Consider the following 15,442-nt stretch of genomic DNA (forward strand, 5'->3'; position numbering starts at 1 on the left):
CAATGGAAGCGCCCGGTGATGGTGCCGTGCCTGTCACCACAATGGTGCAGGCCCTAGTCGAGACGTCCATAGCGGTGCACAGAAAGGTGCCCTGGCGTCCGTCAGCTGCCGGAGACACCATGCCTGCCCAGTTTCCTCCTCACGCCGCGCATCTCTGGGTCGCGGGTTCGGATGCCCCGGAAAAGCCCGAGCTCAATCTGGGCTTTCTCCCGCTGAGCGACGCCGCCTCGCTAATCGTGGCGGCGACCCAGGGCTTTGGCGAGCCACACGGCCTGACCCTGAACCTGCACCGCCAGCCATCCTGGTCGGCCCTGCGCGACAACCTGCTCAACGGCCACCTCGACGCCGCCCACTGCCTCTATGGCCTGGTCTATGGCATGCACCTGGGACTGGGCGGCACTCCCGCCACCGACATGGCGGTGCTGATGGGTCTCGCGCAGAATGGCCAGAGCCTCAACCTGGCGCGCAGCCTGACCCGGGAAGGGGTCCAGGACACGGCCTCGCTGGTCGAGCGGATCCGCCAGCCGGGCACCAGCCCCCTGACCCTGGCGCACACCTTTCCCACCGGCACCCACATTTTCTGGCTCTACTACTGGCTGGCTGCCCAGGGCATTCATCCGCTACGGGACGTGCGCACCGCGTTGGTACCGCCACCGCAGATGCCCGAGCACCTGGCCGCCGGCCGGGTCGATGGCTTCTGCGTCGGCGAGCCCTGGGGCGCCGCCGCCGTCGCACGCGGCCAGGGTTTCACCCTGACCACCACCCAGGCGATCTGGCCGGACCATCCGGAAAAGGTGCTGGCCTGCACCGGCCGCTTCGCCGAGCGCTATCCCAATACGGCCCGGGCGCTGATCCGCACCCTGCTCGATGCCAGCCGCTTCATCGAGGAAAGTCGTGAGAACCGCCTCGGCACCGCCCAGCTGATCAGCGATGCCGCCTACGTGAACGCCGATCCGGCGTTGCTGGCCGGACGCTTCCTCGGCCACTACGAAGATGGCCTCGACCGCCGCTGGGAGGACGAACATCCCCTGGCCTTCCATCGCCAGGGCGCGGTCAACCCGCCCTATCTCTCCGACGGCCTCTGGTTTCTCACCCAGTTCCGCCGCTGGGGCCTGCTGCGCGAGGACCCGGACTACTTGGCCATCGCCGAGGCCGTGCAATGCACCGAGCTGTACCGCGAGGCTGCCACCGAGCTCGGTCTGGCGGTACCGCCGCCCCGGCGCAGCAGCACCCTGTTCGACGGTCGCACCTGGGACGGCAGCGATCCAGCCGGTTACGCCCGCAGCTTCGCCATCCACGCGCTCAGCGATCACTAGGGAGAACGACCTTGCGCATTCTGCTCATCGACGACACCCCCAAGCAGGTCGGCCGCCTGAAGAGCGCGCTGATCGAAGCCGGTTTCGAGGTCATCGAGGAATCCGGCCTGACCATCGACCTGCCGGCGCGCATCGAGACGCTACGGCCGGACGTCATCCTGTTCGACACCCAGTCACCCGGTCGCGACGTCATGGAACAGGTCTGTCTGGTGACCCGCGACCAGCCGCGCCCCATCGTCATGTTCACCGACGAACACGACCCGGCGGTGATGCGCCGGGCCATCCAGTCCGGGGTGAGTGCCTATATCGTGGAGGGCATCCAGACCAGTCGCCTGCAGGCCATCATCGACGTCGCCCGCGCCCGCTTCGAGACCGACCAGGCACTGCGCGCCGAACTCCAGGCCCGCGAGCAGCAATTGCTGGAGCGTAAGAAGGTCGACCAGGCCAAGGGCCTGCTGATGAAGATGCGCGGCTGCAGCGAGGACGAGGCCTATACCCTGATGCGCCGCCAGGCCATGAGCAAGCAACAGAAGCTGATCCAGGTGGCTGACCAGATCATCGCCATGAGCGAATTGCTGGGCTGAAATACTCTGTAACATTCTGGCAATCCGCGTGGCGGAAAGTGAAGCTTTCTCGTCATGGAAAGCTCTAGCATGCGCCTTGCAGTTTTCAGCCTTACCTGCTTCTTGCTCACGCCTATGGCCCAGGCGGCCAGTTCGTCGCCCCAGACCTTTCTCGCCGAGCTGGAGCAGGCTGGCAAGAGCGGGCCCTTTGCCCAGTTGCAGCAGCGTCAGCGCGAGCTGCTGGTGCAGCGCCTGCATCGGTCCGCCCAGCCTTTCGACCAGAGTGGCATCGAGCACGTCCGCCAAGGTGCGCCCCTGGCGGACGAGACCTGGCTGGCCGCTCAGGGTTACGACTTCGCCAAGGCGCAGTTGCAGCAGGCCGACATCCAGCTACTGGAAGGCTTCCGCACCTTGCCCGCCAGCCTGCTGGCAGCCAGTACCGCCACCGTTGCCCAGATCAACCACGGCGCCACACCAGCGCTGCAGGACCGGGCGGTGCTGGACGCCGAGGGCATCGCCTATCTTTACTACCTGGCCGATGCCCTCGGGCCGCGCCTGGGCAGTGCCTTTCTCAAGGCCTACGAAGAGGGCAAGCTGGGCAAGGCCGCAGCCCTGATCAAGGCCTCGGAGGTCAGCACTGCGCCGGCCAAGCAGCATTTCGATTATCCACGGCCTTTCCTGCGCCTGGAAAAACCGGTGATCCTAGTGGCGGATCGCGTGGTGGTGGCCAATGGCAAACCCTACACCGCGTCGGCGGGCGCCTTCCCCAGCGGCCATACCACCGTGGGCTATACCGACAGTCTGCTGCTCGCCGCCATGCTCCCCGAGCGTGCAACGACGCTGCTCGCCCGCGCCGCCGGCTATGGCTACTCGCGCCAGGTGCTGGGGGTGCACTATCCGCTGGATATCATTGGCGGACGCATGATCGCCCAGTACAACGTCGCCCATTACCTAACCGATCCCGCCTATCGCCGGCTGTTCGACGAGGCCCGCGACCAACTGCGCACCGCTTTGACCGAGACCTGCGGCGTGGCCCTGGTGCAGTGCGCCGCGGAGGCTGGTGGCGCAGACCCCTGGAGCAGCGCTCCTGCCCGTACGTTCGCACGCTACACCCTGGACTATGGCCTCCCCGCCACTCGGGCTGGCGGTTATCCCGTCACCGTACCCCAGAACGCCCCGGTACTCGCCGAACCGCTACTACCGCAGCTGTCACCGGTACAGCGCCAGGAGCGCCTGAGCCAGGCCGACAGCGCGGCCGAACTGGGACTGGATACCGGCGCGGAAGGCCAATGGCAGCGCCTGGATCTGGTCGGCGCCCTCGCGCACCCGTAGGCCCCGGCCAACCGCAGTAAAAATCCTCGACAAGCGCAGCGGCCTGCGGCTAATGTCCGCTGCAGGTCACCTCCTGTGACCCACGTCGCTCGGACGGTTCCGGGCGCTTACGTACTTCGAGGAACGCATGACTGATTCCAGTCCCGTGCGCCGCTTTGCGCGCATCGATCGCCTGCCCCCCTACGTCTTCAACATCACCGCCGAACTCAAGATGGCCGCGCGCCGTCGGGGTGAGGACATCATCGACCTGTCCATGGGCAATCCCGACGGCCCTACCCCGCCGCACATCGTCGAGAAGCTCTGCCAGGTCGCCCAGCGCGAAGACACTCACGGCTATTCCAGCTCCAAGGGCATTCCCCGCCTGCGTCGCGCCATCTCCCACTGGTATCGCGACCGCTATCAGGTGGAAATCGACGCCGACAGCGAAGCCATCGTCACCATTGGCTCCAAGGAAGGCCTGGCGCACCTGATGCTGGCGACCCTGGATGCCGGCGACACCGTACTGGTGCCCAACCCCAGCTACCCGATCCACATCTATGGCGCGGTGATCGCCGGGGCCCAGGTGCGCTCGGTGCCCCTGGTGCAGGGCATGGACTTCTTCGCCGAACTGGAAAGAGCCATCCGCGAGAGCATTCCCAAGCCGAAGATGATGATCCTCGGTTTCCCTTCCAACCCCACCGCCCAATGCGTGGAGCTGGACTTCTTCGAGCGCGTGGTGGAATTGGCCAAGCGCTACAACGTGCTGGTGGTGCACGACCTGGCCTATGCCGACATCGTCTTCGACGGTTGGCAGGCGCCCTCCATCATGCAGGTGCCCGGGGCCAAGGACATCGCGGTGGAATTCTTCACCTTGTCCAAGAGCTACAACATGGCCGGCTGGCGGATCGGCTTCATGGTCGGCAATCCCGAGCTGGTCGCCGCCCTGGCGCGCATCAAGAGCTATCACGACTACGGCACCTTCACCCCGCTGCAGGTAGCGGCCATCGCCGCCCTGGAAGGCGACCAGCAGTGCGTGCGCGACATCGCCCAGCAGTACCAGCAGCGGCGTGACGTGCTGGTGCGTGGCCTGCACGAAGCCGGCTGGATGGTGGAGATCCCCAAGGCCTCCATGTACGTCTGGGCCAAGATTCCCGAGCCCTACGCCCAGCTGGGCTCGCTGGAGTTCGCCAAGAAGCTGCTCGCCGAGGCCAAGGTCTGCGTCTCGCCAGGTCTGGGCTTCGGGGACTATGGCGACGACCACGTGCGCTTCGCGCTGATCGAGAACCAGGACCGCATCCGCCAGGCGGTGCGCGGCATCAAGCAGATGTTCCGCGCCGATGGCCTGCTGCCCAAGGTTGCCTCGCGTAAAACGGGGGTCGAACCGGCCTGAGTCCTCGCCGCGCCCTCGACCGGCGGCGCGGCGAATCCTTGCCGGTTCTGGTGTTCCAAGCTATAAGCGCCTAGTGCACCCTCGGGATATCGTCATGCTGAAAGGCCTGTTCAACCTGCTCAAATCGCCCTCCGCGGACGACCTCAAGCTGGCCGCGAGCATCAACAACTCCTACAAGTCCATGCGCGTGGTCGGCCGCGGCACCCTGCGCATCGACCCGGCGGAGGTCTTCGACTCCCCCGAATTCAAGGAAGACCTGGACCGCGCCCGGCGGCTCATCAACCGCTGATGTTCCTGCTGCTGCTCCTGCCGATCCTGGTCAGCGGTTTTCTCGTCTGCCACAAGCATCCGCTGTACTTCTATCGCCTGCATCGCTACGAGGGCCAGTACCTCTATCTGCAGAGCGCCCGCTTCGGTCTGTTCTGCACCCTGCTCGCCGTGAGCCTGCACCTGGGCATCGCCCAATTGCTGCAGGGGCGCAGCTGGTCATGGGGTGATCGGACCTTTTCCTTCGACTATTTCGCCGGTCTCGCCGAGTTGTTGCGCCGTACCGGTACCCTGGACGATCCGCTGCAGGCCGCCTGGATCCTGCTGGTGACAGTGACCGCCTTGCTGATCCCCACGGCCTGGGCAGCACTGGCTCGCGCGACCATCAAGCGCAAGTACGGCCTCACCGAGGACAACTACCGCACCTTCATCCTGGCCGGCATCCTCAAGGACAGTCCGCTGGACGATCTGCTGATGACCGCCTCGATCAACCGGGAGACGCTGATGCTGACCCTGGAAGAGCGCAAGGTGTATGTCGGTCGCATTACCACCCTGGGCGAGCCGAGCGAAACGGAAGGGGCCGACCAGGACGTCTGCATCAAGCCGATCATGAGCGGCTACCGCGACAAGGACAAACTCTGGGTGACCTTCACCACCCATTATGCGGACAAGGGCAAGGACATCTACCTGACGCTGAAACAGAGCCAGATCGTCTCGGCGACGCGCTTCGATTTCGACGCCTATGAAGCGTTTCGCTCAAGCGTGAGCCGCAATTGATAGGGTTTGGCGACGCTTTCGCAGGGAACGTATGACTTTTTAGGCAGGTCCCATTTTGCAGGCGCATTCACTGCCACGCGGTGACGCCCTTTCCTAACTGCCTAAGAAATCAGGAGCACGTCCATGACGCCCATGCTGAAGAAAGCCTCCAGCCTGTCCCTCGCCATCCTGCTGGCTGCCGGTGCCGGTCTGGCCCAGGCCGCTGACAAGCTGTCTCCGGCCGAATTCGTCGACGACGCCTCGGCCAAGGGCATCGCTGAGATCGAAGCAGGCAAGCTGGCCCTGGAAAAGAGCAAGTCCCAGGACATCAAGACCTTCGCCCAGAGCATGATCGACGACCACACCAAGGCCAACGAGCAGCTCAAGAGCCTGGCCCAGGAGAAGAAGCTGAAAGTCTCCACAGACGCAGAGCTGATGGACAAGGCCAAGGCCATGATCCTGCAGGTGCGTGACGATTCCTTCGATCGCTCCTACGCCAACAACCAGGTCGTCGCCCACGAGCAGACCATCGAGATCTTCCGCACCGAAGCCAAGAACAGCGATGACGCCGCGCTGAAGGCTTTCGCCGAGAAGACTCTGCCGAAGCTGGAACACCACCTGCAGGAAGCCAAGGCGCTGCAGACCAAGTACGCCAAGTAATAGCGTTATCCCGATAGAAAAGGCCGTGGCGAGTGATCGCCACGGCCTTTTTTTGCAGCCTATCGCGGCCAAAGGTCGCTCCTACAGGGGGTTGATGCCCTTGGAGGAGCGGCCGCATCGGGGGACCACCATGGTTGCGATTGTTTGGGCGCAAAAAATCTCAGTCTAAATTCGATAGTCCGCGCGATCTGAGGCGTCGTACACCGAGCGCCAATAGAGGGCGACCTCTCGGACCACCGCCCAATCCTTGGGCGCTGGCTTGCCCCGATACCCATTCCGAATCCCGTCAAGGCCCGTGACTACCGGGCTCGCACGACTTGGCGTCGCTCTTGCAAAGACCTGGGCAGCGGTGGCCAACGGCGGTCACCCCAATCGACAAAGGCGTCAGTTCACCTCCCGGCAACGGGTCAGGGTGACTGGCGCCTTTTTCATGCCCGTGACGTGCCCGAGGTGCCTCCATGAGTCCCAGTTTCTGGAAAGCCGGCCATGCGCCGACCCTGTTCGCCGCCTTCCTCTACTTCGACCTCAGCTTCATGGTCTGGTACGTGCTCGGCCCCATGGCCGTGCAGATCGCCACCGACCTGCAATTGACCACCCAGCAGCGCAGCCTGATGGTGGCGACGCCCATCCTCGCCGGGGCGGTCCTGCGCCTGATCCTGGGCTTCGTCGCTGATCGACTGTCGCCGAAGACCGCCGGCATCATCGGCCAGGTGGTGGTGATCCTGGCGCTGCTGGTGGCCTGGCAGCACGGCGTGCACAGCTATGAGCAAACCCTGGTGCTGGGCCTGTTCCTCGGCTTCGCCGGGGCCTCCTTCGCCGTGGCCCTGCCGCTGGCCTCCCAGTGGTATCCGCCGCAGCACCAGGGCAAGGCCCTGGGCATCGCCGGCGCCGGCAATTCCGGCACCGTGTTCGCCGCTCTCTTCGCCCCGGCGCTGGCCAAGGCCTTTGGCTGGACCAACGTGTTCGGCTTCGCGCTGATCCCGTTGATCCTGACCCTGGTGGTCTTCGTGCTCTGTGCGCGCAACGCACCGGAACGCCCGGCCCCGAAGAAGCTGGCGGACTACGCCCGTGCCCTGGGCGACCAGGACAGCTGGTGGTTCATGTTCTTCTACAGCGTGACCTTTGGTGGCTTCCTGGGTCTGGCCAGCACCCTGCCCGGCTACTTCCATGACCAGTACGCCCTGGAACCGGTGATCGCCGGCTACTACACCGCCGCCTGCGTCTTCGCTGGCAGCCTGATGCGGCCCCTGGGCGGCGCCCTGGCCGACCGCATCGGTGGTATCCGTGCCTTGCTGGGCATGTACACCGTGGCGGCCATCTGCATCGCCGCCGTGGGCTTCCACCTGCCCAGCGCCATGGCCGCCCTGGCGCTGTTCGTGGTCGCCATGCTCAGCCTGGGCGCCGGCAACGGCGCGGTGTTCCAGCTGGTGCCCCAGCGCTTTCGCAAGGAGATCGGCGTCATGACCGGACTGATCGGCATGGCGGGCGGCATCGGCGGCTTCGCCCTCACCGCGGGCCTGGGCACGATCAAGCAGGCCACGGGTGACTACCAGCTCGGCCTCTGGCTGTTCGCCGGCCTGGGCGTGCTCGCCTGGTTCGGCCTGCTGAGCGTCAAGCGCCGCTGGCGCACCACGTGGGGCTCGGCCGCGGTCACGGCGGCACGCGTCTGAGCCAGGACCCGGCGGATCAACCTCGCCGGGTTTCGTCCTTCAAGGGGCGGGACGGACGTAGCTGGTCAGCACATGGTCCCGCCAGACGCCGTCGATTTGCAGATAACGGCGGGCCAGGCCCTCGCGTTCGAAGCCCAGGCTCTGGAGCAAATGAGCGCTGCGCAGGTTGTCCGGCAGATGGTTGGCCATGATGCGATTGAGGCCCAACTCGCCGATGACGAAATCGCGGCCCAACCGTACGGCATTGCGCATCAGGCCGCGCCCCTGCCAGGCCTCATCCAGGCCATAGCCCAAAAAGCAGGCCTGGAAGCCGCCGCGAAAGATCTGGCTGAAATTTACCGTGCCTATCACCAGGGGCCCTGCCCGCAGGACCAGGCGTACTTCACTCACGCCCGGTCCGCCCGCCCGATAGGCCGCTACCTGCCCCTGCCATTGGGCCTGGGTGTAGAAGGCGTCGGAGCGCCGGGGCATCGACTGCGCCAGATGCTGGCGATTGCGCCGATAGTAGTCGGCTACCGCGGCGGCGTCGGCCAGGGTCAGATCGATCAGTTCCACCGCGTCGGTCACGGTGAAGCGGGGTAGATACTGCAGCGGAATGCTCAGAGCGGTCATCACTTCGTCTCCGGCGGCAACTCGTAGACCCAGGTGGCGCAGCGTCCGCCCTCGGGTCCCTCACGATCGTTCTCCAGCACCCGGATGCGGCAAAAGCCGACCCGCTCGGCCAGCCGCTGGCTGGCGGCATTGGCCGCCGAGGTGGTGAGATAGAGCCCCGCGGCGCCGCGCCCTTCGACGAAGTGGCGCAGCGCCGCGGTCATATGGCCCTGCCCCGCGTGACGGCTGTGCGTCCAGTAGCCGATCTCGTAGCGGCGGCCGCCCTCCAGCGGGGTGAGTCCCAGGCAGCCGAGCATCTCGTCACCGCGCACCAGGAAGTAGCGCTTCTCGCCCTGGGCCAGGGTGAAGGCGCCGCGGGCCGCGAGCAGGCTGTCGCGTGCCTGGGCGACCGTGGTGTGCTCCCGGGCCCAGCCGAGGAAGCGGCGATGCTCGGCATAGCTCCAGTTCAGCGCCTCGGCGAAAGCCTCTGCCAGGCGCGGTTGCGGCCACACCAGCTCGAAGTCGGCCAGGGCGATACGGGGCGGAAAGTTCATGGCGCGGGTCCGAAATCCAGCCGCGGTACCGCGGCCAGCAAGCGTTGGGTCATGGCGTGAGCGGGCGCGCGCAGCACCTGCTCGGCGCTGCCCTGTTCGACGATACGGCCGCCGTCCATGACCGCGATGCGATCGGCCAGGTACTCGACCACGCCGAAGTTATGGGTGATGAAGAGATAGGCCAGGCCCATCTCCGCCTGCAGTTCGCGCAAGAGATCGAGGATCTGCGCCTGCACCGAGACGTCCAGCGCCGAGGTGGGTTCGTCGCAGACCAGTACCTGAGGTTCGACGATCAGCGCCCGGGCGATGGCGATGCGCTGGCGCTGGCCGCCGGAAAACTCATGGGGGAAACGCTGCAGGGTATCGCCGGGCAGGCCGACCCGCTTCACCAGGGCCGCGGCGCGGCGCTGGCGCTCGCTGGCGTCCAGCTCCGGCCGCAGGGCCAAAAGCCCCTGCTCCAGGGTGGCGCCGATGCGCATGCGCGGATCCAGGGAGGCGAAGGGATCCTGGAAGACGATCTGGATCTGCCGGCGCAGCCGTTGCAGGGTACGTCTATCGGCGGTGAGGAGGTCGTCGCCGCCCAGGCGCGCGCTACCTTGGATGCGTGGGCCGTCGAGCAGCCGCAGCAGGGCCTTGCCGGTAGTGGTCTTGCCGCAGCCCGATTCGCCCAGCAATGCCAGGGTCTCGCCGGCGTGCAGGTCGAAAGTCACGCCATCCACCGCCTTGACCCAGTCGCGGGTGCGGCCCCAGGCACCGCGGCGGATGGGATAGTGCACGGCCAGGTCCTGCACCTCCAGCAGTCGCTCACCTGGGTGGCGCGCGGGCAAGGCCCGAGGTGTGCCCGCCAGGGTCTGACCGCGTTTGGCGAAGGTGGGGATGGCGGCGAACAGCTCGCGAGCATAGGGATGCCGGGGCACCTGGAAGAAGTCCTCCGCCGGGGCGCTTTCGACGATCTCGCCGTGGCGCATCAGGGCCACGTGATGGGCCACCTGGCGCACCACCGCCAGGTCATGGGTGATGAGCAGGATGGCCATGCCCAGCTCGCGCTGGATGTCGGCCAGCAGGGTCAGGATCTGCGCCTGGACGGTGACGTCCAGCGCCGTGGTGGGCTCGTCGGCGATCAGCAGGTCGGGCTCGGCCGCCAGCGCCAGGGCGATCATGATGCGCTGCTTCTGGCCACCGGAGAACTGGAAGGGATAGTCGTCGATCCGCCGCTCCGGCTCGGGAATGCCGACCCGGCGCAGCCAGTCCACCACCCGGGCTCTCGCGGCAGCGCCGCGCAGCGGGGTATGGGCGCGCAGGGTTTCCTCGATCTGCTCGCCGATGCGCATCACCGGATTCAGGCTGGTGGCGGGTTCCTGGAAGATGGTGCCGATGCGCCCGCCGCGCAATTCGCGCAGGCGGCGCTCCGGCAGGCGATGCAGGTCGGTACCGGCCAGCAGCGCCGCGCCGCGGGTGATACCCAGCGAGGGGGGCAGCAACCGCAGCAGGGAGAGCGCCGTGACGCTCTTGCCGCTGCCGGACTCACCCACCAGGGCAAAGGTCTGGCCACGGGCGATAGCCAGCCCCAGCTGCTTGACCGCCTGGCGCGTGCCCTCCTCGCCTTCGATCAGGATCTCCAGGTCACGAATTTCCAGCACTGGATTCATGGCTGCACCTCACCCTGGCCAGGCCTTCTTCTGAGCCAGGCGGACCTCAATCGGCGACTGCGCGGATCGAAGGCGTCGCGCACGGCATCGGCGAAGAGATTGGCAGCCAGCACCAGCGTCAGCATGAAGGCGAAGGCGCTCAGCAGATTCCACCAGATCATGGGGCTGCGGGACATCTCGGTGCGGGCGTCGTTGATCATGGAACCGAAGGAATTCATGGTCGGATCGACCCCGATACCCAGGTACGACAGCACCGCCTCGTAGAGCACCAGGCTGGAGAACTCCAGAGTCAGGGTGATGAGCACCAGGTAGAAGACATTGGGCAGCAGGTGCCGGCGCAGGATGGTGAAGTGGGAGACGCCAAAGGCACGCGCCGCCTGGACGTATTCCAGCTCGCGCAGCTTGAGCGCCTCGGCGCGCAGCAGACGGCACAGCCCGGCCCAGCCGGTAAGGCCGAGGATCAGGCAGAGCATGAACAACCGCAGGTCGGCGCGCGCCGCGCCGGTGTCGAACAGCTCCGGGTGACGGTCGATGAACACCTGCATCATCAGCACGCAGGCCGCCACCAGCAGCACCCCGGGGATGGAGGTCAGGGTGGTGTAGAGATAGGTGATGATGTCGTCCACCCGGCCCTTGAAGTAGCCGGCGGCCAGGCCGAAGCCGATGGCCGGCGGCAGCATGGCCAGGGTGGTCAGACTGCCGATCACGAAGGCGGTGCGGATGCTCTTGAGCGACTGGTAGAGAACATCGTTGCCGGTGCTGTCGGTCCCCAGCACGTGATAGCCGCTGGCCAGGGCGGTCACGCTGCCGGCCACCAGGCAGACGCCCAGCCAGGCCAGCAGGATGGCGCGCCAGGGGGTGGTGGTATGACCGCGAAGGATCAGCAGGCAGCGCGCACCCAGGCCGCCCGCCTCGCGCAACCGCGCCGCCGCCAGCACAGCGGCCACCAAGGCCACTGCCAGACCGCCGAGAAGCCCCACCAGCAACCGCTGGAACACATCGCCGCGCCACTCTCTAGCAGGATCGGCCAAGGTCGTACCGGCATGCTTGAGGCGTGGGAAGTCGCGTAGCGGCTGGCCATCGGCGGTGGTGCCCAGGGTCTCCTTGGAGAACTGGTGGGTGGCCAGCGGTGCGGAGTAGGTTTTCTCGCGCTGGGTAAGACTGGTCCCGGCCAGCAGGCCGTCGAGGGCCGAGAGCACCGTGGGTGAATAGATAGGCGCCGTCGCGCCAGGCGCGGCCGGCAGTTGCGGACGGTAGTGCACGGAATCCAGCAGGGCGATGGCGACGAAGCTGGCCAGCACCACGGCCGCGCTCATCGCTGGCGCGTCCTGCAGCACCCGTCGCCAACTGGCGCGCAGGGCCGGCTGACGACGGGCACGCCAGGCGTAAAACAGGCTACCGGCCACCAGCAGGTAGAGGGCGATATCGGTCCAGAGCAAGACGAATTTCGGCATGGCGGCTACCTGAAGCGAACGCGCGGATCAGCGAGGGTGTAGGACAGGTCCGCCAGGATCAGCCCAACGATGTAGAGCACCGAACCCAGGAACACCATGGTGCGGACCACGGCGAAGTCCTGGCCGTTGATGGCATCGATGGTGTAGCTGCCCAGGCCCGGGATGCCAAAGAAGGACTCGGCGATCAGGCTGCCCATGATCAGCAGCGGGATGGCCGAGACCACGCCGGTGAGAATCGGCAGCGCGGCATTGCGCAGCACGTGGCGCAGCAGTACCTGGCGCTCGGCCAGGCCCTTGGCGCGGGCGGTGCGCACATAGTCCTTGCCGATCTCTTCGAGAAACAGCGCGCGGTAGAAGCGCGCCTGGCTGCCAAGGCCGGAGATCACCGCCACCACCACCGGCAGCAGCAGGAAGCGCAGCAGATTCCAGCCTTCCTCGTAGCCCGAATAGGGCACCAGCCGCAGGATCTTCGCGAACAGCCACTGACCGGCGATGATGTAGAACAGCGAGGAGATCGACAGCAGCACCACACAGAGCACCACGCCCCAGAAGTCCAGGCGGGTGGCGCGAAAGAACACCAGCAGCAGGGCGAAGCCCACGCTGGCAACCAGGCCGAGCACGAAAGTCGGCAGCGCCAGCGCCAGGCTGGGCCCGGCGCGCTCGCCGATCTCCCGGGCGATACTGCGACCGCTGTCGGAGGCGCCGAAATCGAAGGCCAGCAGCTTCACCGAGCGCTCGAAGAAGAGCGTATCGGTGAATCGCCCCACCCCTTCACGGGTGGTATTAATAAGCAGCGGCTTGTCGTAGCCGTGCTCCGCCTTCCAGTCCTCGATGGCGTCGGCGGTGACGTACTTGCCGCCAATCGCCAGGCGCGCCATGTCGTCCGGGGTGTTGACGGCAAAGAACAGCACGAAGGTCAGCAGGTTCACCCCGATGAGGATGAGCACGCCATAGGCCAGGCGCCGCAGCAGATAGCCGATCATGGCCGCTTCTCCCCTGCCGAATCGCCAAAGGCGGTCTGGCGTTCACGACGCCGGAGGATGCGCCAGGCCGGCCACACCAGCAGCAGCGCGAGCCCCAGCAGCAGCCACAGTGGCCAGAGCACCGGTTGGTTCCACTCCTGGACCTTGCGCTCACGCAGGGCCGGATCCAGGCGCAGGTAGCGCAGTTGGTCGCGCACCATCTGGGTCGGCTTGGCGTTATACACCCACTGCTGATAGGCACCCGCCGACAGGGGATTCCAGCCGAACAGCCAGGGCGCATCCTGTTGCACGATGGCAACCATGCGCCGGATCAGCGCCACCTTTTCGGGACCGTCGTCGAGACTCTTCATCTGCTCGAACAGCCGGTCGTACTCGGGATTGCTGTAGTTGCCGGCATTCTCGCCACCATGCTTGGCCTTGCCCTGGGGGCCGTAGAAAAGGAACAGGAAGTTCTCGGCGTCGGGATAGTCGGCGTTCCAGCCCCAGAAGAAGATCTGCGCCGCGCCCTTGCGCATCTTGTCCTGGAATCGGTTGTAGTCCGAACCGCGCAACTCCAGCTGGATGCCCAGCTTGGCGGTCTGCTGGCGCATCCAATCGAACATGGCGCTGTCGCCACTGCTCTGGGCGTCGTACTGCAGGATCAGCGGCCGCCCGCTCTTGGCATCGCGGCCATCGGGATAGCCGGCTTCGGCCAGCAGCTGCCGCGCGTCTTCGATGGGCCGCCGTTCGGGCTTGCCGTCCACCAACCGGTAGACCACCGGGTTGGTACCGGCCGGCGACGCCTCATAGCCCAGCACACCGGGCGGCAGCGGGCCATTGGCGACCAGGCCGTTGCCGTTGAGGAAGACGGTGATGTAGCTCTCCCAGTCGAAGGCGATGGACAGCGCCTGGCGCAGCTTGCGATTACGCACCTGCTGCTCGGGGGTCGCGCCCTGCCCTACCACCGGATCCAGCCAGTTGAAGCCCAGGTACCAGTTGGAGGCTTCCACCGCGGTGGGTAACTTGAGGCCGCGCTCGCGATAGAGTTCGGCGGAGTCGGCCGAGTCGCCCGCCTTGGTGCGCAGCGCCACGCCATACTCGCCGCGCTCGACCTGCGGGGTGTCGTAGTAGCCCTGGATGAACTTGCCCATCAACGGCACGCCTTCCTTTTCCAGGCTGAATACCGCGCGGTCGATCAGCGGCATGGGCTTGCCGCAGTCGTCCAGCCGACCCTCCTCGCGATCACCAGGCTCACCTTCGCAGGGATAGGGATCGGCGCGGTAGTTGGGATTGCGCTCCAGCACATGGCGGCGATTGGGAATGGATTCGGCCAGGCGATAGGGCCCGGTACCCACCGGCCAGCTGTTGAAGCTGAGGTTGTGCTCGGCCATGCCCGGCTGGCTGTAGAAGCGATCCGCCTCCCAGGGCACCGGCGCGGCAAAGGTCGTGGCCAGCCAGTAGCTGAACTGGGGGTATTTGCCGATCACCCGCAACCTCAGGGTGTGGTCATCCAGCACCTCTATCCCGGGCAACTCGCCCTGGTGCAGGTCCAGCCAGGGCAGCGGCGCGCCCTTGGGCAGGCCCGCGCGCAGGGCTTTGTCGGCGGCCCGCAGGCCATCGCCAAATGCCTGCATGCCCACCAGGTGCTCGGCGAAGATGGCGTAGCTGGGCGAGACCAGCCGCGGACTGGCCAGGCGGCGAAGGCCGTAGGCATAGTCGGCGGCAGTCAGGGCGCGGCTGTCGGTCTCGGGGAAGTCGGGGATCTGGTAGCGATCGGCCAGATCGTCCGGCTTGATTGGGAAGTAACGGTAATTGCCCTGGGCATCGCGGGCAAAGGCCGGATGCGGCGCATAGCGGGCATCACGGCGGATGGGAATGTCGTAGACGCTCTCGGCGATCTGCGCCGGCGGCGCATCGTCCGGCAGTCGTCGGCCCTGGGCATCCAGGTAATAGGGTGCGACCACTCGCTCCGCGCCACGGGCGATCAGCTCATAGGGCCGCTTGAGATAGTGATAGCCATAGAGCGGCTCATAGATGTTGTAGGTGAAGTTGGTCTCGTCGCCGGAATAGGAACTGGCCGGATCCAGGTACTTCGGCGAACGGGTGGTAAAGGCGGTATAGAGGGTATTCTGGCCTTCGGCTCCGGCGCGGTAGGGGCTGTTGATCGGCGTATCGTCGGGTGAACAGCCACCGAGCAGCACCAGGGTCAGCAGTGCGAGGAGTTGTCTGGACAGTCTGGGCATCGCGTTCCTGCACCGAAAGAGACCTGAGGCGGCAGCGCCGGCCTAAACGACTAAGC

14 protein-coding genes are annotated in these 15,442 nt (G+C 66.2%); 8 read left to right on the forward strand and 6 right to left on the reverse strand.

Annotation, left to right across the window (positions count from 1 at the left end; genetic code table 11):
• Positions 1-119: 119 nt before the first annotated feature.
• The 8 genes from ACWPW1_RS14680 to ACWPW1_RS14715 all read left to right on the forward strand — a co-directional run bounded on the left by ACWPW1_RS14680 (position 120) and on the right by ACWPW1_RS14715 (position 7,933).
• A complete protein-coding gene (locus tag ACWPW1_RS14680; RefSeq protein WP_313647518.1) occupies positions 120-1,316 on the forward strand; it encodes a CmpA/NrtA family ABC transporter substrate-binding protein in 1,197 nt (398 codons plus the stop codon).
• Between the two features lie 11 nt (positions 1,317-1,327).
• Entirely contained in the window at positions 1,328-1,900 is a 573-nt protein-coding gene (locus ACWPW1_RS14685) for an ANTAR domain-containing response regulator (RefSeq protein ID WP_059315440.1), read from the forward strand.
• Between the two features lie 69 nt (positions 1,901-1,969).
• A complete protein-coding gene (locus ACWPW1_RS14690; RefSeq protein WP_323149949.1) occupies positions 1,970-3,211 on the forward strand; it encodes an acid phosphatase in 1,242 nt (413 codons plus the stop codon).
• A gap of 127 nt (positions 3,212-3,338) precedes the next feature.
• Positions 3,339-4,580, forward strand: a complete 1,242-nt coding sequence (gene alaC, locus ACWPW1_RS14695) for an alanine transaminase (protein WP_059315441.1) — start codon at positions 3,339-3,341, stop codon at positions 4,578-4,580.
• Positions 4,581-4,674: 94 nt separating this feature from the next.
• Entirely contained in the window at positions 4,675-4,869 is a 195-nt protein-coding gene (locus ACWPW1_RS14700) for a hypothetical protein (RefSeq protein ID WP_017642174.1), read from the forward strand.
• Positions 4,869-5,624: a hypothetical protein gene (locus tag ACWPW1_RS14705; protein ID WP_454253296.1), complete on the forward strand. Its 756-nt coding sequence runs from the start codon at positions 4,869-4,871 to the stop codon at positions 5,622-5,624. The genes ACWPW1_RS14700 and ACWPW1_RS14705 overlap by 1 nt, the downstream gene beginning before the upstream one ends.
• 123 nt (positions 5,625-5,747) lie before the next feature.
• Positions 5,748-6,263 (forward strand): DUF4142 domain-containing protein, encoded by a 516-nt coding sequence (locus ACWPW1_RS14710; RefSeq protein ID WP_059315443.1) that lies wholly within the window; start codon positions 5,748-5,750, stop codon positions 6,261-6,263.
• Positions 6,264-6,721: 458 nt separating this feature from the next.
• A complete protein-coding gene (locus tag ACWPW1_RS14715; RefSeq protein WP_313647514.1) occupies positions 6,722-7,933 on the forward strand; it encodes a nitrate/nitrite transporter in 1,212 nt (403 codons plus the stop codon).
• Positions 7,934-7,972: 39 nt separating this feature from the next.
• Here the strand turns inward: ACWPW1_RS14715 and ACWPW1_RS14720 are convergent, their stop codons facing one another.
• From ACWPW1_RS14720 to ACWPW1_RS14745, 6 genes are read right to left on the reverse strand one after another with little or no spacing between them, the layout of a single operon-like run.
• On the reverse strand, positions 7,973-8,545 hold the full coding sequence (locus ACWPW1_RS14720; RefSeq protein ID WP_454253297.1) for a GNAT family N-acetyltransferase: 573 nt from the start codon (positions 8,543-8,545) through the stop codon (positions 7,973-7,975).
• A complete protein-coding gene (locus tag ACWPW1_RS14725) occupies positions 8,545-9,078 on the reverse strand; it encodes a GNAT family N-acetyltransferase (protein WP_454253298.1) in 534 nt (177 codons plus the stop codon). The genes ACWPW1_RS14720 and ACWPW1_RS14725 overlap by 1 nt, the downstream gene beginning before the upstream one ends.
• Complete coding sequence (locus ACWPW1_RS14730; RefSeq protein WP_454253299.1) at positions 9,075-10,727, reverse strand: ABC transporter ATP-binding protein; 1,653 nt, start codon at positions 10,725-10,727, stop codon at positions 9,075-9,077. Before ACWPW1_RS14730 ends, ACWPW1_RS14725 begins: the two co-directional genes overlap by 4 nt.
• On the reverse strand, positions 10,724-12,181 hold the full coding sequence (locus tag ACWPW1_RS14735) for an ABC transporter permease (RefSeq protein ID WP_454253300.1): 1,458 nt from the start codon (positions 12,179-12,181) through the stop codon (positions 10,724-10,726). The genes ACWPW1_RS14730 and ACWPW1_RS14735 overlap by 4 nt, the downstream gene beginning before the upstream one ends.
• A 5-nt stretch (positions 12,182-12,186) precedes the next feature.
• Positions 12,187-13,164, reverse strand: coding sequence for an ABC transporter permease (locus tag ACWPW1_RS14740; protein ID WP_454253301.1), 978 nt, complete (start codon positions 13,162-13,164; stop codon positions 12,187-12,189).
• Positions 13,161-15,386: an ABC transporter substrate-binding protein gene (locus ACWPW1_RS14745; RefSeq protein ID WP_454253302.1), complete on the reverse strand. Its 2,226-nt coding sequence runs from the start codon at positions 15,384-15,386 to the stop codon at positions 13,161-13,163. Before ACWPW1_RS14745 ends, ACWPW1_RS14740 begins: the two co-directional genes overlap by 4 nt.
• Positions 15,387-15,442 lie beyond the last annotated feature (56 nt).

This window comes from Pseudomonas sp. Marseille-Q7302, from assembly GCF_965111925.1.

Excerpts from the sequence above, each read along its gene's own strand:
- ACWPW1_RS14690 (WP_323149949.1), top strand. The coding sequence starts at position 1,970 with ATGCGCCTTGCAGTTTTCAGCCTTACCTGCTTCTTGCTCACGCCTATG.
- ACWPW1_RS14705 (WP_454253296.1), top strand. The coding sequence starts at position 4,869 with ATGTTCCTGCTGCTGCTCCTGCCGATCCTGGTCAGCGGTTTTCTCGTC.
- alaC (WP_059315441.1), top strand. The coding sequence starts at position 3,339 with ATGACTGATTCCAGTCCCGTGCGCCGCTTTGCGCGCATCGATCGCCTG.
- ACWPW1_RS14745 (WP_454253302.1), bottom strand. The coding sequence starts at position 15,386 with ATGCCCAGACTGTCCAGACAACTCCTCGCACTGCTGACCCTGGTGCTG.
- ACWPW1_RS14715 (WP_313647514.1), top strand. The coding sequence starts at position 6,722 with ATGAGTCCCAGTTTCTGGAAAGCCGGCCATGCGCCGACCCTGTTCGCC.
- ACWPW1_RS14710 (WP_059315443.1), top strand. The coding sequence starts at position 5,748 with ATGACGCCCATGCTGAAGAAAGCCTCCAGCCTGTCCCTCGCCATCCTG.
- ACWPW1_RS14730 (WP_454253299.1), bottom strand. The coding sequence starts at position 10,727 with ATGAATCCAGTGCTGGAAATTCGTGACCTGGAGATCCTGATCGAAGGC.
- ACWPW1_RS14700 (WP_017642174.1), top strand. The coding sequence starts at position 4,675 with ATGCTGAAAGGCCTGTTCAACCTGCTCAAATCGCCCTCCGCGGACGAC.
- ACWPW1_RS14720 (WP_454253297.1), bottom strand. The coding sequence starts at position 8,545 with ATGACCGCTCTGAGCATTCCGCTGCAGTATCTACCCCGCTTCACCGTG.
- ACWPW1_RS14725 (WP_454253298.1), bottom strand. The coding sequence starts at position 9,078 with ATGAACTTTCCGCCCCGTATCGCCCTGGCCGACTTCGAGCTGGTGTGG.
- ACWPW1_RS14680 (WP_313647518.1), top strand. The coding sequence starts at position 120 with ATGCCTGCCCAGTTTCCTCCTCACGCCGCGCATCTCTGGGTCGCGGGT.
- ACWPW1_RS14735 (WP_454253300.1), bottom strand. The coding sequence starts at position 12,181 with ATGCCGAAATTCGTCTTGCTCTGGACCGATATCGCCCTCTACCTGCTG.
- ACWPW1_RS14740 (WP_454253301.1), bottom strand. The coding sequence starts at position 13,164 with ATGATCGGCTATCTGCTGCGGCGCCTGGCCTATGGCGTGCTCATCCTC.